The organism is Gordonia sp. w5E2 (assembly GCF_036540975.1).
Lineage (GTDB): Bacteria > Actinomycetota > Actinomycetes > Mycobacteriales > Mycobacteriaceae > Gordonia > Gordonia jacobaea.
Genome location: NZ_CP144213.1, coordinates 1,038,090 through 1,057,762, shown reverse-complemented (window position 1 = coordinate 1,057,762; position 19,673 = coordinate 1,038,090). Strand labels below are relative to the sequence as shown.

Genomic DNA, 19,673 nt, shown 5'->3' with positions numbered 1-19,673 from the left:
TGGGTGCTGCAGCGCACACATCTTTACGTAGGACACACATTTAGAGGTGGGCCGGACGCCTCACGCAGTGGGCTGCGTGGCGGCGAGGGCGCGGCTGATGACGAGGCGCTGGATCTGGTTGGTGCCCTCGAAGATCTGGGTGATCTTGGCTTCGCGCATGAACCGCTCGACGCGGAAGTCGCGGGTGTAGCCGTAGCCGCCGAGCACCTGGACGGCGTCGGTGGTGACCTTCATGGCGGCGTCGGTGGCGATCAGCTTGGCGGTGGCAGCGGCGCGCGAATACTGTTGTCCCGCATCGCGACGACGCGCGGCGTCGAGGTAGGTTGCGCGGGCGGAGTCGACGGCGGCGGCCATGTCGGCGAGTAGGAAGCCGATGCCCTGATGGTCGATGATCTTGCGGCCGAACGTGGTTCGTTCGTGTGCGTAGTCGACGGCGGCGTCGAGTGCAGCCTGTGCGAGGCCGGTGGCGACGGCCGCGATGCCGAGTCGGCCGGAATCCAGTGCAGAGAAAGCGATCTGGAGTCCCTGGCCCTCGGCGCCGAGTCGACGTCCCTCCTCGATGAAGGCGTCGTCGTAGTGCGCCGAGGTGGTGGGCACCGCGGCAAGGCCCATCTTCTCTTCGGGTTTTCCGAACGAGAGGCCTGCGGTGTCGCGGGGAACGAGGAAGCACGATATGCCCTTGGAGCCTTCGCCCGTCCGCGCGAACAGGTTGTAGACATCAGCGATGCCGCCGTGGGTGATCCACGCCTTGGCGCCGGTGACGGAGTATCCGCCCTCGGCGGACGCGGCTTTGCAGGTGAGTGCAGCGGCGTCGGATCCGGCTTGCGGCTCCGACAGGCTGTACGCGCCGATCAGCTTGCCCTCCAACAGATCCGGGAGCCACTGCTGCTTCTGCTCGTCGGTGCCGAAGGTGAACAACGGGTGGCAGGCGAGGCCGTGCACGCTGGTCGCGACGGCAACCGACGCCCAGCGCGCGCCGAGTTCTTCGAGCACCTGCAGGTACACCTCGTAGGGTTGGCCGCCGCCTCCCCACTCCTCGGGATAGGGCAGACCGAGGAGTCCTGCCTCGCCCATCTCGGCGAACAGGCCGTCTGGATACCGCTCGGCCTTCTCGTACTCGTCGACGATGGGTAGGAACTTCTTGTCGGCGAAGTCCCTGGTCAGCGCGATCAGATCACGGGCCTCGTCGGTGGGCAGGAGACGGTCGACGGGCATGAATCCTCCGATGGTGCGTGATCTGGACTGCGAACAGTGCCTACAGCTAATAGTACTCAGGTACTCTTCCTAGTACTATTCGAGCGAGAATGCAATGCTCCCGCCACAGCCCAGGAGGTGACCGATGACCCGAGCCGAGCTCGCGACGCGGCGTCGAACCGAGTTGTTCGACGGCCTGCTCGCGCTGATGCTCGCCGACGGCTTCGCACACCTCCAGATCGCCGACCTCGCAGCGCGCCTGCACTGTTCACGCTCGACGCTCTACACCCTGGCCGGCAGCAAGGAACAGCTCGTCACCAAGACGGTCACCCATTTCTTCCGCACGGCGACCGAACAGGTCGAGTCGCGAGTTGCCGACGCCGCGACGTCGCGCGACGCCGTCGTCGAGTATCTGATCGCGGTGGGCGACGCGCTCTCGCCGGCGTCCGCGCAGTTCATGGCAGACCTGCACGCCTTCGCACCGACGCGCGAGCTCTACGAGCAGAACACCGCAGCAGCCGCCGCACGCGTGCGCGAACTGATCGCCGCAGGCGTGGCCGCGGGCGAATTCCGTGACGTCGACGCCGCTTTCGCGGGCGACCTCGCGGCGACGATGATGAGTCGCATCCAACGACGAGACGTCGAAGCACACACCGGCCTCGACGACGCGCAGGCCTACCGGCAGCTCGCGTCCATACTCATGCGCGGGATCGACGTCGACCGAGGTTAGCGCCGCGTGCGGCGTCGAAGGTGAGTGATGCCCCGGTCGTCGACCCACCAGTCGAGGGACACGTCGACGCTCTCACCGTCGCGGGCCACGGTGACAACCAGGTCGTCGTGGACTCTGACTTCGCCGTCCACTGCGCGCCCGCTGAGCGCGGTGAAGAGCACCGCGTCGGTGTCTGCAGCGGTCGACGGCTCTCCCTCCGAAGCGACGACGGCGCTGAGGACCTCCGACGAGGTCGGAACGTCGAGAATGTCGGCGAGCAGAGCGGCGTCGTCTGCGTTAGCGCTCGCGAACACCACCATCGCGTCGGCGTCGACGACCTGCACGTGCCACGGGCGATCGATCACCATCGCGTCGGTGACCGCTCTGCCCGACACCGCGCGAACACGTTCGGGCACAGCGAGATCCATCGGTTCGACGATCCCGTGTCGGCACGCACGCACGATCGCGGCGTAGGTCGTCGACGCCGCGCCGGCCGATACTTCGCGCGCCGGATCGGCGAGATTGTGCAGCAGGGTGTCGGCATCGGCGACCGATTCGACGTCGCTGCCGCCGAGCGCCGCGGCGAGCGAGTCGGCGTACGGATGGTCGAGGACGTCGCGGACTCCTGCCAGCGCCGACTCCGACGGTGCGCGGTACCAGCCGAGCGCGTGCCCGTCGATCTCCGCGTGATGACGCAACCACCACGCCGTGTAGCCCTGGCGGTCGGCCAGCACCGATTCGAGCGACTCGTCGCGAGCGAGGAGCGTCAGGGCCTCGGGCCAGCGCTCGTCGTCGACGAGATCGAGATCGCGCACCGCGGTGAGGGTTTCGGGAAGATCGGCGAGGCCGTCCCACCAGAACTCCTCGTCGGGGAGGTCGTGATCCGGCGCGGTCGGGAACTCGTCGGAGACGGTCGTGAAACCCCACCCGACGCCGATCCTGCGCAGCACGTCGACGCCGACACGCGCCACCAGCTCGTCGTCGACGATGCCGAACGGATGGTCGTCGACGAGCACGGAGAGCAGCGGGGCGTTCGGCAGCAGAAGTTCGTCGGCGCTGCGCCACTCGCCGTCGGCGGGTAACGTCATGCGCGACAACCACTCCGGTGCGTCCGCGGCGGGGTCCGCGACGAGCAGTTCGACGATCTCATCGAGAAGTGTCGAGTCCTCGTCGTCGATTGCGTCCTCGTCGTCGACCGCCTCCTCATCCTCGACGAGTGCGCGCAGCCCGTCGTCGGCAAGCGCCTCCGCCACCGAGAGCCGTTGCACGCCAAGACGTTCGAGGAGCGGATGGTCGGCGTCCGGATCGACGGTGCGAATCCACCGCAGTGGCCGCGACGTCGCGACAACGGAGAGCCCACGCGCGCCGATGTTCATGCGACCGTCCGCACGCGGGACCGGCAGCGCAGCCAGCTCCTCGACCTCGCGCGCCGTCGGAACGAGCGGCGCGAGCGCGGCGTAGAGCCGCTGCCACCAGGAGGCTGGCCGGTCGACCCCGACGAGCCGGTCGGCAAGGGCCGCAAGCCCGATCGGCGTGACCCCCAGGCGTTCGAGCGCGACAAGCGAGGTGGACGTCGAGAGGTCGGGGTGCACGAGGTCGGCGAACAGATCACCGAGTACGTCGGCTAATTCGTCGGTCAATCCGCCGAGAAGCGTCGCACGAGACGGCACGAGGTCGGGACCTTCGGCCGCGGGCAGCCAAGGCGCGTCGCGCACCTCGTCGACGACGGCCTCGGTGAGCCGCGCGTCGTCGAGTCCCGCGATCCGATGCGACGCGGGTAGTAGAGCGAGCCGATCGGAGGGTTCGACGACGCGCAACAGCTCCGCGTAACCAGCTGCGGCAGAGGCGATGTCGACGCCGGGAAGCAGTCGACGTCGGTCCGGGGTCGGTGGCAGCGATGTGATGATCCTGGCGGGTAGCCCGAGCTCGATGTCGGTGGCCGTCGGCGCGTACAGCACTCCCCGCACCGGACGAGCGGCCACAGCTGCGTCGGACTGCGGTGCGAGCCAACGGTTCACAACGCCGTCGCGCGTATGTGTCACCTCCAGCCAGGAGGAGTACAACCGCTCGGCACCGTCGGCGTCGACGAACACACTCAGCCGTCGAGCACTACTGTCTGGGCCAAGCTGCGCGCCGTCTTCCTCTGCAGCGTCGAACTCCGTCCGCTCTATCCGAAAACTTCTGTCCGGCAGCGTGATCGACTCGACAGCTTCGAGGGAGAGCAGCAGATCGGGCGCCTGCGCCGCAATGTCGGAAAGCAACGCTTCGGCGTCGACGTCCGGTGTCAACCCCAGCACGACGTCGGTGTCGAAGCCGGCAGCGGGCGCAGTGTCGACGGCCCACGCCAGGCGCAGCAACGGAACCGACGCGTCGTCGCGCAGCGAAATACCCGAATCCCGCACCGCGGCAACGGTATCGGCACGGTCGTAGCGGATGGAGCCTGTCGTCGAGCGGATCTCGACATGGTCGGCGACGGTGGCGGTGGCCGTGAAACCGACACCGTAGCGGCCGATCACACCTGCGGCGGTGTCGTCGGATTTCGCCGACGCCCGCAGCGCCACAAGCGAACGCACGCCATCTGCACTCAGCGGAGCACCCGTGTTGGCGACGTGCAGTTCGCGGTCGTCGAGCCAGACGGCTATGCGCGCAGGCGAATTCGAGACGGCTGCCGCGTCTGCGGCGTTGACCGCGAGCTCGGTGAACAGTCGGTCGCGGTAGCCGACGGTGACCAGGTCGTCCTCGGCGTTGCTGTCCTCGATCAGCCGGGTCGGCGACGAGCGCCAGGCGTCAAGAGTGGCTGCGCGCAGGCGCTCCGTCCCGAACGGGTCGTCGTAGTCGCGCCGGTCGGTCGTCAGGGCCGCGCCGTTCTCAGACGATCTCGAGCACGCCGTCGTCGAATGCCTCGTACGCGGGCGATCCCTCGCCCCGATGCGGCTCGACGTCGGAGTGCGCGCCGCAGCCGTACTCGGCCGACACCACGCGGCCGTCTGCGGCGAGTTCGTTGGCGCACGCGCCGAACGCAGCCCGCAGCGCGCCGGAGAGTGGAATGTAGAAGCCGCAGGTCCCGCACGAGAACGGCGCGGCCTGAGCCATTTCCGACTCGGGACCGAAGTCGCCGTCGTACCAGCGTTGCGCGGCGTCGTCACGTCCCTCGCGGCTGAGTACGCGTCGTCGACCGAGTCCGAGTTCGCCCGCCACCTGCGCGACGTCGTCGTCATCGGCTAGGAACTCGTCGCCGGTGTCGATCTGGTTGGGCACCAGCCGCGGGTCGTCGTCCTCGGCGGCGAGCACATCGCCGGGATGCAGATCGCCCGACTCGACGCGCTGCGACCACGGCAGCCAGTCGGGCGCGAGCAGCGCACCGTCGGCGGGTAGGAGCGCGGTCTCGCTGATCGTCACCTCGTCGCTGTTCGGGGAGCCCGCGACGACGACACACCACTGCCACCCCTGGTAGCCGGGGATGTCGGAGTCGAAGTAGTGGGCGACGGCCCACTCCCCCTCCGCGATGGCGGCGCGGTGGTCGCCCGGATGCTCCCCGTCGGCTTCGAGCGCTGAGCGAGCCGACTCGACGGCGTCGAGCAGGAGCTGGTTTCCGGTCACTGCGATCACTGTTCCAGTGTGCAATATCGACGCCGCGCCAGGCCAACCGCCCACCTCGACGCGCTGTGGCGCCCCACACGATCGACGGTTGCGCCACACAGTCACACCGATGAGGAACAATTGATCAGGTGATCCGATGGAGGCGGGCCGCCGGGGGCCGATCGAACGACGACCCCCCGACGACGCCAGTACCCGAGAGCGAGACCTCGCGCATCGACGAGTACAGCCGACGACGCCCAGCCGCCCACCCGGGCAGCGCGAACTATCCCGCGGGCGACGGCCGGCAACGCGGTCGTGCCCACGCATCCGTCGGCGACGCCTACCTGCCGCCCCGTACGCACAATCCGCACCTGCCTCCCCTCGACGAATCGCCGACCGTCGGCGCCACGCGCGCGATGCCCGACGACTCCGCGGCCGACGCGTCGGCCAAAGGTCCGAAGAAGATCACGGTCATGCGCGTGGCCGCGATGCGCGGACGCGAACTGACCGGGCGCGGCGTCGACAAGATCTATCAGGCCGCGACGGCCGACGGCGCCGACAAGTCGGGGCTGACGGCGCTGACCCTGCCGGTCATCGCCAACTTCGCGGTCGACGCCGCGATGGCCGTCGCACTGGCCAACACGCTGTTCTTCGCGGCCGCGACCGGCGAGTCGAAGACGAACGTCGCGCTGTATCTGGCACTGACGATCGCCCCCTTCGCGCTGATCGCCCCGGTGATCGGGCCCATGCTCGACCGGCTCCAACACGGTCGACGCATCGCGATGGCCACGACGTTCGGCCTGCGTACCGTGCTCGCGCTGCTCATCATCAGCAACGTCGCCTGGAACCCCGCCACGCAGCAACTGCAGTACGACCCATGGGTGCTCTACCCGTGCGCACTGGGTTTGCTGGTGCTCTCCAAATCGTTCGGGGTGCTGAAGTCGGCGGTGACGCCACGTGTGGTGCCACCGAGCATCGACCTTCCGCGCGTCAACTCCCGACTCACGACGTTCGGGCTGATCGGCGGGACGATCATCGGTGGTGCGGTCGCCGCGCTGTTCGAGGTGGTGCTGGCCAGAGCGCTTCCGATCCACATCCCGGGTGCGATGGTGTGGCTGGCGATCATCTCGGTGGTCGGCGCCTACCTGTGCCTGCGCATTCCGTCGTGGGTCGAGGTCACCGAGGGCGAGGTGCCGACCACCCTGACCTACCACGAGCCGCATCAACCCGAGGCCGGGTCGGGTTCGGGGCGCACCTCTCGCGCCAGACGCGGAGCACGCGAGATCGCCAAGACCATGCGCCAGCCGCTTGGCCGGACCGTCGTCGCCGGCCTCTGGGGCAACGGGACGATCCGCATCCTCACCGGCTTCATGACGCTCTACATCGCGTTCTACGCCAAGTCGCAGGGCTCGCACAGCGGGTGGATGCAACTCGCCCTGCTCGGCGCGGTCGGCGCGGCAGCCGGGGTCGGCAACGCGATCGGCAACGGGGTCGGGACTCGGCTGGAGCTGAAGAATCCACCGAAGGTGATCGTGTGGGCGACCGCCGCCTGCTTCGTCGTCGCAGTGCTCGCCGCGATCTTCGGCAACGTGCTGCTCGCGGTGGTCGCGGGCTTCGTCGCATCCGGGACCAGCGCGATCGGCAAGGTGTGTCTCGATTCTTCGATCCAGGACGACCTTCCCGAACGGTCGCGGGCGTCCGCCTTCGGTCGTTCGGAGACCGTCTTGCAGCTGTGCTGGGTATTCGGCGCCGCGCTGGGCGTGTTGCTTCCGCCGAAGCTGTGGATCGGGTTCACCGTCGTCGCCGTACTCCTCGGCCTCGGATTGGCGCAGACCGTGATGACCACTCGCGGGTCGACGCTGGTTCCCGGCTTCGGAGGCCATCGTCCCGACCAGGCGGCACCAACCGTCTCGTTCGCCGCCGCCGACACCACACGGTTCACCCACCCGACCGAGCGGGCTTTCCGCGCTGGTGAGCGACCCGAAACAGCCCACCCGAGACCCTCGGAAGCGCCCACCCGCCCGCAGCCGAGCAGACCGCCACACGGACCTGTCCACCCGAGCGGTCACAGCACAGGCCATCATTGAACCGTGCAATTCAACAGCGGTGAGAAGAAGGCAGTCGCGATCATCGCGATCGTGGCGGTGGTGTTCACGGGCGTGGTCGGCGGCATCGTGAGCGCTCTGGTCGTCGGCAAGCATCACGACGAACGCGGATATCTGCACGTCGCAATCGACGACCAACTCATCACCGTTAAGCCGACTGAATGGTGCGACGTACTGATGCAGAACTGCACCGCCGACCAGGACCAGGCGCTGCGCGGCCAACACGCTCCGTTGCCCATCGGGCAGAGCGCCATGCTGTCGGTGTCGGAGAACATTTCCGACCACCCGTGGCTGCTCTACCTGCTCTACGCCGACCGCAACGGAGTGATCATCAACCCCGACCCGACGCCCGAGTACAAGACGAGCGGATCGGCCTTCACCCTCGAATTGCCGTCACGGCCAGATCGGGTGCTCGTCAACATCGAGGTGCAGCCGCTGTCGGCGGTCGTCGTCGACGGCCAGTTCCAGGTTGCGCGCGGGGTGCTCGCACTGAACACCACACCGGACGGATTTCGCGTCAAGCAGCCGTCGCAGCAGAACCCGAGCGCGCCAAGCGAGCGTGTCGAGGAACCGTCGGCAACCGGATAGCGGGTCGGGTCAGGCGTCGAGTTCGCGGGCGACGGCCCGCACGACCTCAGAAATGCGCTGCGCCGTCTTGCGATCGGGGTAGCGCCCCTTGCGCAGGTCGGGCTGCACCTTGCCCTCGAGCAGGGTGATGAGGTCGGCGACCATGCCGTGCAACTCGTCGGGGCTGTGCCGCTTGGCCTGCTGCTCCTTGCGCGCGGCCTCGCGGGTGTTCTTCGCGACGCTCGGGGCGGGTTCGAGCACGGTCACGGTCAGTGCCTGCGGCCCACGACGACCGGCAGCCATGCCGAATTCGACGCGCTGGCCGGGCTTGAGAGCCTCGACGCCTTCGGGCAGCGCGGACGAGCGGACATAGACGTCCTCCCCGCTCTCCTGAGCAAGAAAGCCGAAGCCCTTCTCCGCGTCGTACCACTTCACCTTGCCGGTCGGCACTGTGCTCACCCTCATCTTCGCTCGGTCTCACCACCGCGGTCATCTACCGCAGCGGGTCTTGCCGTAACACCTGGCTTCTCGTTCACAACAGTTGCCCTGTCACAGCAAAAGACGCCCAACCCACGACAATCAGATGAGCAGGGCGCCTGGTTACCTATCATTCTAGCCAATGGCCTGCTGCACAGTCACCTCACATTCGGTCCGGAGCAGCGACTCTCGAATGTGTTCTACCGTTGAGGTATGCAGAAGAAATCGTCCACGGCTCTTCTCGTCCTCGCGGGGATCGTGTTCGGCGTCGGAATTGTCGCGCTGATCGCGCTGTTCGTGATGCCTGCCGTCGATGATGGCGGTACCGCTCCCACGTGGGTCTACCTGCTGGCGATGTGCACCCCGATCGGTTTCCTCCTCGGCATCGTCTACGCGCTCCGCTCCGGGCGGCGCGTGAAATGACGAGTCAGGGCGACGCGAGCCGCAGTGCGTTCGGTGCTCTGTCGCCGGTGTCCGAGCCCGGCGCACTCAAGCGCGCATACAGTTGCTTTCCCACCGGAGTTGTCGCGGTATGTTGCCTCGGCACCGCCGACGCCCCGCTCGGCATGGCGGCGTCGGCGTTCACGACAGTCTCACTCGACCCACCACTGGTCTCGGTCTGCGTACAGAACACCTCGACGACGTGGCCGCGGCTGCGCGAGGCGCCCGCGCTCGGCGTGAGCGTCTTCTCGCACACGCAGTCGGCGCTGTGTCGACAACTCGCGGGCCCAGCTGAACATCGATTCGACGGCACCACCCCGCAGGCCACAGACGACGGCGCGCTGTTTTTGCCCGACTCCGCGGCGCAACTGTCCTGCCACATTCACAGCGAAGTACCCGCGGGCGATCACACCGTCGTGTTGCTGCAGATAGACGCGCTCGACTGCGATCCGGACGTCGAACCGCTCGTCTTTCACGCCAGCACGTTCCGTGCGCTCGAAGCACGCCCGCGACTGCAACCGACGACGACCGGGCCGACATGAGCATCATCGACCTCGGACTTCCGATCACCCCGCGCTCCGTACGCGACGACGACGCGCCGTCGTCGGGGCCATTGATCGACACGTTCGGTCGCGTTGCCTCTGATCTGCGGGTATCGGTGACCGACCGCTGCAATCTGCGCTGTACCTACTGCATGCCTGCCGAAGGTCTGGACTGGCTGCCGTCCGAGGATCTGTTGACCACCGACGAGTTCGTGCGGGTGCTCACCGTCGCCGTGCGCGACCTCGGTATCCGACGCATCCGCTTCACCGGCGGCGAACCGCTGCTGCGCCGCGACCTCGAGGAATTGATCGCCGCGGCGTCGAACATGCCCGCAGCGCCTGAACTCGCTCTGACCACCAACGGTCTGGGGCTGCGACACCGCGCACAGGCACTCGCCGACGCCGGCCTGCACCGCATCAACGTCTCGCTCGACACGATCGACCCCGCCCGCTTCGCGCAGATCACTCGCCGTGACCGGCTCTCGGACGTACTCGACGGGCTCGCCGCAGCCCGCGACGCGGGACTCCAGCCGGTCAAGGTCAACGCGGTCGTGCCGAACCGTGACGACCTCGCGGGTCTACCGGCACTGCTGCGGTTCTGCCTCGACGAGGGCTACCAGCTGCGCATCATCGAACAGATGCCGCTCGACGCCGATCACCGGTGGGACCGCGGCGCGATGGTCACGGCGGACGAGATCCTCACGACGCTGCGTCGGACCTTCGATCTCGACCCCGATCCCCGCCCGCGCGGCGGGGCACCGGCGGCCACGTGGCTCGTGCGGGGTCACACCGATACGACGGGACAGACTGCCCGCGTCGGGGTGATCGCGTCGGTGACGCGGCCATTCTGCGGCGACTGCGACCGCACCCGACTGACCGCCGACGGCGCCCTGCGCAACTGCTTGTTCGCCGACGCCGAGACGTCGTTGATGCCCGCGCTGCGCGGTGGGCTCAGCTCAACCGCCCTCGACGCCGAGATCGCGCGACGCTGGCGGGGTGACATGTGGCACAAGGCTGCGGGACATGCGGTGAACACCACGGACTTTCGTCAACCCGACCGCCCGATGTCGGCCATCGGAGGGTGAGCGACTCGATGACGCTGACCGTTCGGTTCTTCGCGGCCGCACGTGCCGCCGCGGGCACCGATCTGACCGAGATCGACGTGCCGGCCGACGCTACGCTCGGCGACCTCGAACGCGCCCTGGTTGTCGACCACCCCGACCTCACGCGCGTGCTCGCCCGGTGCTCATATCTGCGGGACGCGATCGCCGTCTGCGACCGCACGACACCTCTCGGCGACTGCGAGACGATCGACGTTCTACCGCCATTTGCCGGCGGCTGAGGAGTTCGACGCCTTGTGACCTTAGTCACATAACGAGCCGATAACGGGATGGACACGAACCGACCATCGTCGGGTTGAGCAGCGATGACGACGAAATTGGGTCCAAAGTCCCACGCGCAGCCCAAAAAACAACTTGCGGACGAGGGTGATTCAGCGGCGCATCCGTCGTACTGTACGAACAGTCTCCTCCAGGGAGATCACAGGACAGCCAAAAGAACACAACATTCGACCGGGCGCGCCAAGCCTCGTTCCCCCGATCGAATGACGAACAACAAACTCAGGAACGAGGACGGGGGACCCAACATCTCCGACGGAGATACGGACATCCAGACCCGGATGCCCTTGGGGTTAAGTCCACCGGCCGCCACGGCGACCACGGACCGAGCAACCTCTCGTTCGAACCCGACAGCTGACTTCGTAGGCGCGTGGAGAGAGGAAAGAAAACTCATGGCCGGACGTCATCGCAAGTCGACGACCAACACGACCACCAAGACCTTCGCGAAGGTCGCCCTCACCGGCGCAGTGCTCGGCGGCGGAGCCGCTCTGCTCGGCACCGGTTCAGCGCACGCAGCCTCCGACTCCGAGTGGGACCAGGTCGCACAGTGCGAGTCCGGCGGCAACTGGGCCATCAACACCGGAAACGGCTACCAGGGCGGACTGCAGTTCAGCCCGAGCACCTGGGCGGGCCACGGTGGCACCGCATACGCGCCGAGCGCCGATCAGGCCTCCAAGGAGCAGCAGATCGCCGTTGCAGAGCGCGTGCTGGCATCGCAGGGCAAGGGCGCATGGCCGGTGTGTGGCACCGGACTGTCGGGCTCGACCCCGCGCACCGCTCCCACCGACTCGCCCAAGCCGCTGCAGGCCCCCAAGCCTGAGGTGAAGCCCGAGGCGCAGCCGCAGACCCCGCTGGAGAAGACTCCCGAGGCCAAGAGCACCGATGACGTGAAGGGCCAGGTCGACGGCGCGCTCGACGCCGCCAACGTCAGCCCCGAGGTCAAGAACCTCTGGAAGGCAGCCAAGGACAGCGGCTACCAGCTCACCCCGGACCAGCTGAAGATCTACAACCAGAACAAGGGCCTGATCCCGCTCCCCTGAGCGATCTCGCCCGAGTCCCGGCGGCACTGACCGCCGGACCCCGAGACGAAGGGCCCCGCACGACGCCATAACGGCCGTGCGGGGTCCTTTTCCAATCTCTAGGCGGAGCCGACTTCCAATCTCTAGGCCGAGCCGACCCATTCGTCGGAGCCGTCGGCGAACACCTGGTGCTTCCACACGGGCAGGCGGGCCTTGACCTCGTCGACGAGGCGCGCGCACAGCTCGAATGCGGGTGCCCGATGGTCGGCCGCCACGGCGACGACGAAAGCCACGTCGCCGACGTCGAGGTCACCCACGCGATGCGACACGGCCACCGCGCGAACTCCCGTGACCGACGCCGACACCTCGGCGACCACATCGGCGAGCACCTCGGGTGCGCTCGGATGCGACGAGTACGACAGCTTCGTCACCGCCGACGCGTGATCTCCGTCGTGATTGCGCACCGCGCCCGCGAACCCGACGACCGCGCCGGCCGAGCCTGCAGCGGCGTCGGTGACGAGTTGTTCGTGAGATGGAAGGTCGATGGGGTCGGCGGCGAGAGCGGCCTTAACGACTCGCACGGTCATCCGTCGCTCCGCGGGTGATCGCCACCGCGCAGCTGGTCGAGCGCGTGGTCGAGGACGCCGTCGAGTACCTCGAGACCGTCGCGGACTCCGCCGGTCGACCCCGGCAGGTTGATGACGAGCGTGCGGCCCGCCACGCCTGCGACACCGCGCGAGAGGATTGCCGTGGGCACCGTCGGAAGTCCCGAGCTGCGAATCGCGTCGGCAAGTCCGGGGATCTCGACGTCGAGCAGTGCTCGCGTCTCCTCCGGGGTGCGGTCGGTGGGGGTGAGACCCGTTCCGCCCGTGGTGATCACGAGCGCGTCGGAGGCGTAGATCCCGGCGCGGATCGCGTCGCCGACCGGCGCGCCATCTGCGACGACGTCGACCTCGTCGACGACGAATCCGCGGGCGGTGAGCCACTCCGCGATGATCGGGCCGCTGCGGTCGACGTAGAGGCCGCGGCTAGCGCGTGTCGACGCCACGACGACGCGGGCCACGGGCTTTCCGTCAGTCATTTTTCTCGTCTGTCGCTCGTGCGCGAGTCCAGGTTTCCCGACCGGCCGCCCGATTTCTCGAGAAGTCGGATCTCCCCCGTGCTGGCGCGTCGATCGACGGCCTTGGTCATGTCGTGCAGCGTCAGTCCTGCGATTGCGACCGCCGTGAGCGCTTCCATCTCGACGCCGGTCTTCCCGGCTGTCTCGACGGTGGCCACGATGTCGATGTGATCGTCGGCGACGGTGAAGTCGACGTCGACCGCCGACAGCGCCAACTGGTGGCACAGCGGAATGAGTGCGTCTGTGCGTTTGGCCGCCATGATCCCTGCGATGCGGGCGGTGGCCAAAACGTCGCCCTTGGGTAGCGCGGAATCGCGCAGTAGGTCGATGACCTCTGTGGTCGTGTGAAAGGTACCTGCGGCGACAGCGCGTCGTCGCGTCGTGGTCTTGTCGCCGACGTCGACCATCCGCGCAGCACCCGTCGAGTCGAGGTGCGAAAGACGAGAGGTGTTCGACGTCTCGTCTTGGCCGCTCGCGTGCCGGGGAGGCATCAGGTCGACGTCACGTCGTCAGCGATTGACGACGGTCTTCGGTTGGACGTAGTTGACCTTGTCGGCAGGCAGCGGGAACTCGACGTCGCCAAACGGCGAGAGTGCGCCGGGGATCTCCGCCGCGAACTCCGAGACCGCGTGGTCGGGGACGCTGCCGTCGTCATGACGAGGCCAGCCGTTGTCGACGTAATGGTTCTTCTTTTCCTTCTCAGCCACGGGCATATTGTGCCATGCCACCCGCTGTCCGACGACTCGCCTGCTGTTTTGGTTCGACCACTAGACTTGATCGAATGAGCACGGACGACCAGCGGATCGGCCTGGCCGACGATCTGGCCGCGCGCACCGACGACGACCTGCGCGATCTGCTGTCGCTTCGCCCCGACCTCGCCTCCCCGCCGCCGCAGGGCACCTCGGTGCTCGCTCAGCGTGCGCTCGCCGCGGCGTCGATCGCGCTCGTGGGTGAGGAACTCGATCTGCTGACGCTGGCGGTGATCGAGCAGTTCATCGCGCTCTCCACCGGTCCGGGCGTCGCGCGGGTACCCGCCGACGTCGACGCCGAGACACTCGTGAAGGCGCTGTCGGACCGTGCCGAGTCCGCCGAGATCACCCGACGCATCGAGGATCTGCGACGTCGCGCGGTGTTCTGGGGCGTCGCCGATTCACTCACCGCGGGCGCACACCTCGCCTCGGCCCTGCCGTGGAAAGCGCTGCACCTCACCGGCCCTCTCGCCCACCTGACGCCCGACGACGTGCAGAAACTGATCGACGGCATCGACGAGCGCCAGCGTGATCTGCTGACGACACTGTCGCGAGGCCCCGCGCTCGGACGAAGTCGGGACGCGGCGCCCGGTGCAGATCCGGACAGTCCGGTCGCTCGGCTCATCGCGCTCGGCCTCCTCGCACGTATCGACGACCAGACCGTCGAACTACCGCCGATGGTCGCAGCGCTCATCCGCGGCGAACCTCCGCTGCACACAGACACTCTCGCGCCCCCAGGCCTCGCCGACGAACACGCGTCACTGCGGTTCGGCGCCAAAGCCGTCGACGCCGCCGCAGGTGGTGAGGCGCTCGAACTCATCCGCCACACCACGGCGCTGCTCGACGTGCTGGGACGGGCACCCGCCGCGGTGCTGCGCTCGGGTGCACTCGGTGTCCGCGAATTGCGCAGGCTCGCAAAGGTAACCGGCCTGGACCAGAAACGCGTCTCGTTCCTCGTCGAACTCCTGGGCCACGCACGCCTCATCGACGTCGGGTTTCCCGATCCGCCACCGGCGGGAGATCGGGGTGAGCAGGCGTTCGCACCGACGTCGTCGGCCGATACCTGGCTGCACTCGGCACCCGAAAGGCAGTGGGCCACACTGCTCGACGCGTGGCTGTCGATGCCGCGACGCGCGTGGCAGGTCGGCGAGCCCGACCGCGAGGGCAACGCGTATCCAGCGCTCTCGTCGGAGCTCTACGACGCGACCGCGCCCGTGCAGCGTCATCTCATCCTCGACCTACTCACCGAACTCGACGGTGCCACACCGTTTTCCGTCGATACGGTCACCGCATCACTCGCCTGGCGACATCCGCATCGGATACGTCGACTCTCCCCGCGCGTCGTCGGCGAAACGCTTGCCGAGGCACAGAGTCTCGGAATGATCGCGCATCAGTCACTGACCTCGATCGGTCGAGTCGCGTTGTCGGACACCGACCCCGAGGCCGTCGACTCGCAGGTGCTCGCCGCGATGCGTAAGGCGCTGCCAGAACCCGTCGACCACTTCCTGACCCAGGCCGACCTCACGCTCACCGTTCCCGGCCCGATGACCCCGGAGCTCAGCGACCAGGTCGAGTTGGTCGCCGATCTCGAATCCGGCGGCGCCGCATCGGTGTATCGCGTCTCGGAGGCGAGCGTCCGGCGAGCTCTCGACGCCGGCAAGACCAGCAGCGAACTGCTCACGATGTTCACCGCCCATTCGTCGACGCCGGTTCCGCAGTCGCTGACCTATCTGATCGAGGACGTGGCACGTAAGCACGGGCAGCTCCGCGTCGGCATCGCGTCGTCGTTCATCCGATGCGAGGACCCGACGATGCTCGCCGCCGTATTGCGAAGCGACGCAGCCGAACACCTCGCACTGCGCGCACTCGCACCGACGGTTGCCATCTCGCCGTCGGAGGTTCGCACGGTCATCGACCGACTCCGGGACGCGGGATTTGCTCCCGCGGGCGAGGATTCATCCGGCTCGCTCGTCGACTTGCGCGAGCGCGGTAGTCGCGTGTCGTCTGGTCGGGGGCGTCGACGCCCGACACCCCGACGCTCGACGCCGACCCCGGAACAGCTGCAATCGGTGGTGAGCCGCATGCGCTCACACGACAGGGCGACGCGGGCAACCCCGGCGACTCCCGGAAAATCCGACGCCGCACCGGTACGCGCCGTCGGCGGTGGCGAATCGACTACTGCGCTCATCCAATTGGCGCTTCGTGCGAACCGACGTCTACTCGTCGGCTACGTCGACGCCCACGGCTCCGCCAGCAGACACGTCGTCACACCCCGGCTGCTCGGTGCCGGGCAACTCGTCGGCACCGAAGAGGGCTCAGACGACGAGCAGCACTTCACCCTGCACCGCGTCACCAGCGTCGAATTGCTGGACAGCTAGGCCAGCGCCGTCTCTGTCTCGGCGCCGTGTGCCTCACCTATCGGCCGTTTGACGTCGATGAGCAGACCGGCGACCAGCGCCACGCCAACCAGGATCGCGGCCGCGACGTAGAAGCCGATGCTCTGCCCGTGCACCATCGCCTCCGCCTGCAGCGATTGCGCGTCGGCGGGTCCGCGAACCGACGCCATGTGGCTGGTCACGTACGACGCCGCCGCCGTCGCGGCGATCGTGTTCAGCAGCGCGGTACCGATGGCGCCGCCGACCTGCTGCGAGGTGTTGACCATGGCCGACGCCACGCCGGCATCCCGCGGTTCGACGCCGTAGGTGGCCAGGTTGATCGACGTCATGAACACCGTGCCCATACCCATGCCCAGCAGGAACAGCGCCGGGAAGATCACGGTCCAGTACCGCGTCGACTCTGCCGAGATCTGACTCAGCAGCAACATCCCGCACGCGGCAAGCAATGCACCCGGCACGAGCAGGTATCTCGGCGGTACCCGCGTGATGAGCCGGGCTGCGATCTGCGTCGACCCGACGAGCATGCCGCCCACCATCGGGAGGAACGCCACGCCCGCGCTCAGCGGCGAATAGTGGTGCACCACTTGCATATACAGCGTCAAGAAGAGGAACGAACCGAACATCGCGACCACCGCGAGCGCGACGCTGAGGTATGCCCCACCGCGTGCACGGTTGGCGACGACGCGCAACGGCAGCAGCGGGTGCGGGCTGCGCGCCTGCCACGCGACGAACGCCACCAGCAACACCACCGCCGCGATCAGGCAGATGACGGTGCCGGTGTCGCCCCAGCCCTCTTCGGCGGCGCGGCTGAAGCCGTACACGACGAGCGCGAGTCCGCTGCCGCCGAGAATCACGCCGAGGATGTCGAGGCCCGGCGTGTGGTCGGTGGCGCGGGGTGGCTCCTTGATCTCGACGATCGCCCCGAACAGTGCGATCGCCGCGAACACCACGTTGATGTACATGGTCCAGCGCCAGTCGAGGACCTGGGTCAACAGGCCGCCGAGCAGCAGTCCCACCGCTGCTCCACCGCCGGCGATCGCGCCGAAGATGCCGAACGCCTTTGCCCGTTCTTTGGGCGCTGTGAACATCACGGTCAACAGTGACAACGCCGCGGGCGCCAGGAGCGCACCGAACGCGCCCTGCAGCGCGCGGGCACCGAAGAGCATGCCCTGGTTCAGTGCGGCGCCGCCGAGCGCGGAGGCGAGTGCGAATCCGACCAACCCGACCATCAGTGCTCGACGACGCCCCCACAGGTCGGCGATGCGACCACCGAAGAGCAGCAGTCCGCCGAATGCCAGCGCATACGCGGTGATGACCCACTGCTGATTGGCCGTGCTGATGCCGAGGTCGACCTTGGCGTCGGGCAGGGCGATCTGGACCACCGTGCCGTCGAGCACGACCATCAACTGCGCGATGCAGATGAAGACCAGGGCCTTCCACCGGCGCGGGTCGGGCTCGGCGGCCAGAGTCGGCTTTTCGGAAGCTGGCGACCCAGACGATGGCTTCTCGGAAGTTGACATGAAGAGTGAGATCCCCACTTGCGTCGTAGTACCCCGAAGATATCCGGAGGTTTGCTCCGCTTACTCTACGCCGCGACAGTCACGCAGAACAGTGTCACTTAACGGGCATAAGGGACACGCGTCGGCCGGTGGCACACGACGCAGCCACGAGCCGCACAGATGAACCCTTATACAATGGCGCGGGTGACTGATGGACCCCTGATCGTGCAATCCGACAAGACGCTGCTGCTCGAGGTGGATCACCCCGATGCGGCGGCGGCGCGTGGAGCGATCGCCCCGTTCGCCGAGCTCGAGCGCGCGCCTGAGCATGTGCACACCTACCGGGTGACGCCGTTGGCGCTGTGGAACGCGCGTGCGGCCGGGCATGACGCCGAGCAGGTCGTCGACGCTCTCGTCTCGTTTTCGCGGTATGCCGTCCCGCAGCCGCTGCTCATGGACATCGTCGACACGATGGGCCGGTTCGGGCGACTACAACTCGTGAAGAGTCCCGTTCACGGTTTGACGCTCGTCAGCTTCGACCGTGCGGTCCTCGAGGAGATCCTGCGCAACAAGAAGGTCGCGCCCATGCTCGGTGCGCGGATCGACGACGACACCGTCGTGGTGCATCCGTCGGAGCGTGGTCGGCTCAAGCAGGTGCTGCTGAAGGTGGGCTGGCCCGCAGAGGATCTCGCGGGCTATGTCGACGGCGAGGCGCATCCGATCGAGTTGGAGCAGGACGAGTGGCATCTGCGCGACTATCAGGAGATGGCTGCCGACTCGTTCTGGGCGGGCGGCTCGGGTGTCGTCGTGCTGCCCTGTGGTGCGGGCAAGACGATGGTCGGTGCCGCGGCGATGGCCAAAGCGCAGGCGACGACGCTCATCCTGGTGACGAATACCGTTGCGGGACGGCAGTGGAAGCGTGAGCTCATCGCGCGTACGTCGCTCACCGAGGAGGAGATCGGCGAGTATTCGGGTGAGCGCAAGGAGATTCGTCCCGTCACCATCGCGACGTATCAGGTGATGACGCGAAAGTTGAAGGGCGAGTACAAGAATCTCGATCTGTTCGACTCCCGCGACTGGGGCCTCATCGTCTACGACGAGGTGCATCTGCTGCCCGCGCCCGTGTTCCGCATGACCGCCGACCTGCAGTCGCGGCGTCGACTCGGTCTGACCGCGACGCTCGTGCGAGAGGACGGCCGCGAGGGCGACGTATTCAGCCTCATCGGACCCAAGCGCTACGACGCTCCGTGGAAGGACATCGAGGCGCAGGGCTGGATCGCGCCTGCCGACTGCGTCGAGGTGCGCGTGACGCTCACCGACGAGGAGCGCCTGCAGTACGCGGTCGCCGAGAACGAGGAGAAGTACAAGCTCTGCTCGACGGCGCACACCAAGGTCAACGTCGTGAAGTCGATCCTGGCCAAGCACGCGGGGTCGCCGACGCTGGTCATCGGCGCGTACATCGACCAGCTCGAAGAACTCGGGCGTGAACTCGACGCCCCGGTGATCCAGGGTTCGACGAAGAACAAGGAGCGCGAGGCGCTGTTCGACCGCTTCCGCTCGGGAGAGCTGCAGACGCTCGTCGTCTCGAAGGTCGCGAACTTCTCGATCGACCTGCCGGAGGCGTCGGTCGCGGTGCAGGTGTCGGGCACGTTCGGGTCTCGTCAGGAGGAGGCACAGCGACTCGGTCGTCTGTTGCGCCCCAAGAAGGATGGCGGCCAGGCGCACTTCTATTCGGTGGTGTCGCGCGACACCCTCGACGCCGATTACGCCGCCCACCGGCAGCGTTTCCTCGCCGAGCAGGGCTACGCGTACCGCATCACCGACGCCGACGACCTGCTCGGCCCGGCCATCGGCGAGGAGTCCGTGGACTGATCCACGG

At 67.6% G+C, this 19,673-nt stretch carries 19 protein-coding genes and 1 riboswitch; of the genes, 10 read left to right on the top strand and 9 right to left on the bottom strand.

Features of this window, described 5'->3' with window-relative positions; translation table 11 throughout:
• Positions 1 to 60 precede the first annotated feature (60 nt).
• Positions 61 to 1,215 (bottom strand): acyl-CoA dehydrogenase family protein, encoded by a 1,155-nt coding sequence (locus RND64_RS04855; RefSeq protein ID WP_049697815.1) that lies wholly within the window; start codon positions 1,213 to 1,215, stop codon positions 61 to 63.
• Between the two features lie 124 nt (positions 1,216 to 1,339).
• On the opposite strand from RND64_RS04855, the gene RND64_RS04850 reads away from it, so the two are divergent.
• Complete coding sequence (locus RND64_RS04850) at positions 1,340 to 1,924, top strand: TetR/AcrR family transcriptional regulator (RefSeq protein ID WP_049697814.1); 585 nt, start codon at positions 1,340 to 1,342, stop codon at positions 1,922 to 1,924.
• Here the strand turns inward: RND64_RS04850 and RND64_RS04845 are convergent.
• Positions 1,921 to 4,758: a sacsin N-terminal ATP-binding-like domain-containing protein gene (locus RND64_RS04845; RefSeq protein WP_414651954.1), complete on the bottom strand. Its 2,838-nt coding sequence runs from the start codon at positions 4,756 to 4,758 to the stop codon at positions 1,921 to 1,923. The genes RND64_RS04850 and RND64_RS04845 overlap by 4 nt on opposite strands.
• A 13-nt stretch (positions 4,759 to 4,771) precedes the next feature.
• Entirely contained in the window at positions 4,772 to 5,512 is a 741-nt protein-coding gene (locus RND64_RS04840; protein ID WP_049697812.1) for a DUF3027 domain-containing protein, read from the bottom strand.
• A gap of 119 nt (positions 5,513 to 5,631) precedes the next feature.
• On the opposite strand from RND64_RS04840, the gene RND64_RS04835 reads away from it, so the two are divergent.
• Positions 5,632 to 7,569: an MFS transporter gene (locus RND64_RS04835; RefSeq protein ID WP_414651952.1), complete on the top strand. Its 1,938-nt coding sequence runs from the start codon at positions 5,632 to 5,634 to the stop codon at positions 7,567 to 7,569.
• Between the two features lie 3 nt (positions 7,570 to 7,572).
• Positions 7,573 to 8,175 carry a DUF2771 family protein gene (locus RND64_RS04830; RefSeq protein ID WP_270483351.1) on the top strand — a complete coding sequence of 201 codons (603 nt, stop codon included), beginning with the start codon at positions 7,573 to 7,575 and terminating at the stop codon, positions 8,173 to 8,175.
• Between the two features lie 9 nt (positions 8,176 to 8,184).
• Here RND64_RS04830 and RND64_RS04825 read toward each other — a convergent pair whose 3' ends face one another.
• Positions 8,185 to 8,604: a cold-shock protein gene (locus RND64_RS04825; RefSeq protein WP_005203493.1), complete on the bottom strand. Its 420-nt coding sequence runs from the start codon at positions 8,602 to 8,604 to the stop codon at positions 8,185 to 8,187.
• 240 nt (positions 8,605 to 8,844) lie between these two features.
• On the opposite strand from RND64_RS04825, the gene RND64_RS04820 reads away from it, so the two are divergent.
• From RND64_RS04820 to RND64_RS04800, 5 genes are all read left to right on the top strand, one after another.
• Entirely contained in the window at positions 8,845 to 9,054 is a 210-nt protein-coding gene (locus tag RND64_RS04820; protein ID WP_049697809.1) for a hypothetical protein, read from the top strand.
• Positions 9,051 to 9,614 carry a flavin reductase family protein gene (locus RND64_RS04815; protein WP_270483354.1) on the top strand — a complete coding sequence of 188 codons (564 nt, stop codon included), beginning with the start codon at positions 9,051 to 9,053 and terminating at the stop codon, positions 9,612 to 9,614. Before RND64_RS04820 ends, RND64_RS04815 begins: the two co-directional genes overlap by 4 nt.
• Complete coding sequence (gene moaA / locus RND64_RS04810) at positions 9,611 to 10,699, top strand: GTP 3',8-cyclase MoaA (protein ID WP_270483355.1); 1,089 nt, start codon at positions 9,611 to 9,613, stop codon at positions 10,697 to 10,699. The genes RND64_RS04815 and moaA overlap by 4 nt, the downstream gene beginning before the upstream one ends.
• An 8-nt stretch (positions 10,700 to 10,707) precedes the next feature.
• Entirely contained in the window at positions 10,708 to 10,956 is a 249-nt protein-coding gene (locus RND64_RS04805; protein WP_049698064.1) for a MoaD/ThiS family protein, read from the top strand.
• A 259-nt stretch (positions 10,957 to 11,215) separates the two neighbouring features.
• Positions 11,216 to 11,396, top strand: a riboswitch (cyclic di-AMP (ydaO/yuaA leader).
• A 7-nt stretch (positions 11,397 to 11,403) separates the two neighbouring features.
• Positions 11,404 to 12,051 carry a transglycosylase family protein gene (locus tag RND64_RS04800; RefSeq protein WP_049697806.1) on the top strand — a complete coding sequence of 216 codons (648 nt, stop codon included), beginning with the start codon at positions 11,404 to 11,406 and terminating at the stop codon, positions 12,049 to 12,051.
• A gap of 122 nt (positions 12,052 to 12,173) precedes the next feature.
• Here RND64_RS04800 and RND64_RS04795 read toward each other — a convergent pair whose 3' ends face one another.
• The 4 genes from RND64_RS04795 to RND64_RS04780 are packed head-to-tail and all read right to left on the bottom strand — an operon-like array spanning position 12,174 to position 13,863.
• Positions 12,174 to 12,617 carry a molybdenum cofactor biosynthesis protein MoaE gene (locus RND64_RS04795; protein ID WP_270483356.1) on the bottom strand — a complete coding sequence of 148 codons (444 nt, stop codon included), beginning with the start codon at positions 12,615 to 12,617 and terminating at the stop codon, positions 12,174 to 12,176.
• Positions 12,614 to 13,111, bottom strand: a complete 498-nt coding sequence (locus RND64_RS04790) for a MogA/MoaB family molybdenum cofactor biosynthesis protein (protein ID WP_270483357.1) — start codon at positions 13,109 to 13,111, stop codon at positions 12,614 to 12,616. Before RND64_RS04790 ends, RND64_RS04795 begins: the two co-directional genes overlap by 4 nt.
• Complete coding sequence (gene moaC, locus RND64_RS04785; protein WP_270483358.1) at positions 13,108 to 13,641, bottom strand: cyclic pyranopterin monophosphate synthase MoaC; 534 nt, start codon at positions 13,639 to 13,641, stop codon at positions 13,108 to 13,110. Before moaC ends, RND64_RS04790 begins: the two co-directional genes overlap by 4 nt.
• 18 nt (positions 13,642 to 13,659) lie before the next feature.
• On the bottom strand, positions 13,660 to 13,863 hold the full coding sequence (locus RND64_RS04780) for a hypothetical protein (RefSeq protein WP_053117369.1): 204 nt from the start codon (positions 13,861 to 13,863) through the stop codon (positions 13,660 to 13,662).
• A gap of 68 nt (positions 13,864 to 13,931) precedes the next feature.
• On the opposite strand from RND64_RS04780, the gene RND64_RS04775 reads away from it, so the two are divergent.
• On the top strand, positions 13,932 to 16,277 hold the full coding sequence (locus tag RND64_RS04775; protein ID WP_270483359.1) for a helicase-associated domain-containing protein: 2,346 nt from the start codon (positions 13,932 to 13,934) through the stop codon (positions 16,275 to 16,277).
• On the opposite strand, the gene RND64_RS04770 is transcribed toward RND64_RS04775, so the two are convergent.
• Positions 16,274 to 17,815 (bottom strand): MFS transporter, encoded by a 1,542-nt coding sequence (locus RND64_RS04770; protein WP_270483360.1) that lies wholly within the window; start codon positions 17,813 to 17,815, stop codon positions 16,274 to 16,276. The two genes, RND64_RS04775 and RND64_RS04770, sit on opposite strands and share 4 nt — an antisense overlap.
• A 183-nt stretch (positions 17,816 to 17,998) precedes the next feature.
• On the opposite strand from RND64_RS04770, the gene RND64_RS04765 reads away from it, so the two are divergent.
• Positions 17,999 to 19,666, top strand: coding sequence for a DNA repair helicase XPB (locus RND64_RS04765; protein ID WP_331436459.1), 1,668 nt, complete (start codon positions 17,999 to 18,001; stop codon positions 19,664 to 19,666).
• Positions 19,667 to 19,673 lie beyond the last annotated feature (7 nt).

Bases quoted from the DNA above. Each gene is read 5' to 3' on its own strand.
- RND64_RS04815 (WP_270483354.1), top strand. From the start codon at position 9,051: ATGACGAGTCAGGGCGACGCGAGCCGCAGTGCGTTCGGTGCTCTGTCG.
- RND64_RS04805 (WP_049698064.1), top strand. From the start codon at position 10,708: ATGACGCTGACCGTTCGGTTCTTCGCGGCCGCACGTGCCGCCGCGGGC.
- RND64_RS04780 (WP_053117369.1), bottom strand. From the start codon at position 13,863: ATGCCCGTGGCTGAGAAGGAAAAGAAGAACCATTACGTCGACAACGGC.
- RND64_RS04820 (WP_049697809.1), top strand. From the start codon at position 8,845: ATGCAGAAGAAATCGTCCACGGCTCTTCTCGTCCTCGCGGGGATCGTG.
- moaC (WP_270483358.1), bottom strand. From the start codon at position 13,641: ATGCCTCCCCGGCACGCGAGCGGCCAAGACGAGACGTCGAACACCTCT.
- RND64_RS04790 (WP_270483357.1), bottom strand. From the start codon at position 13,111: ATGACTGACGGAAAGCCCGTGGCCCGCGTCGTCGTGGCGTCGACACGC.
- moaA (WP_270483355.1), top strand. From the start codon at position 9,611: ATGAGCATCATCGACCTCGGACTTCCGATCACCCCGCGCTCCGTACGC.
- RND64_RS04770 (WP_270483360.1), bottom strand. From the start codon at position 17,815: ATGTCAACTTCCGAGAAGCCATCGTCTGGGTCGCCAGCTTCCGAAAAG.
- RND64_RS04850 (WP_049697814.1), top strand. From the start codon at position 1,340: ATGACCCGAGCCGAGCTCGCGACGCGGCGTCGAACCGAGTTGTTCGAC.
- RND64_RS04775 (WP_270483359.1), top strand. From the start codon at position 13,932: ATGAGCACGGACGACCAGCGGATCGGCCTGGCCGACGATCTGGCCGCG.
- RND64_RS04800 (WP_049697806.1), top strand. From the start codon at position 11,404: ATGGCCGGACGTCATCGCAAGTCGACGACCAACACGACCACCAAGACC.
- RND64_RS04795 (WP_270483356.1), bottom strand. From the start codon at position 12,617: ATGACCGTGCGAGTCGTTAAGGCCGCTCTCGCCGCCGACCCCATCGAC.
- RND64_RS04855 (WP_049697815.1), bottom strand. From the start codon at position 1,215: ATGCCCGTCGACCGTCTCCTGCCCACCGACGAGGCCCGTGATCTGATC.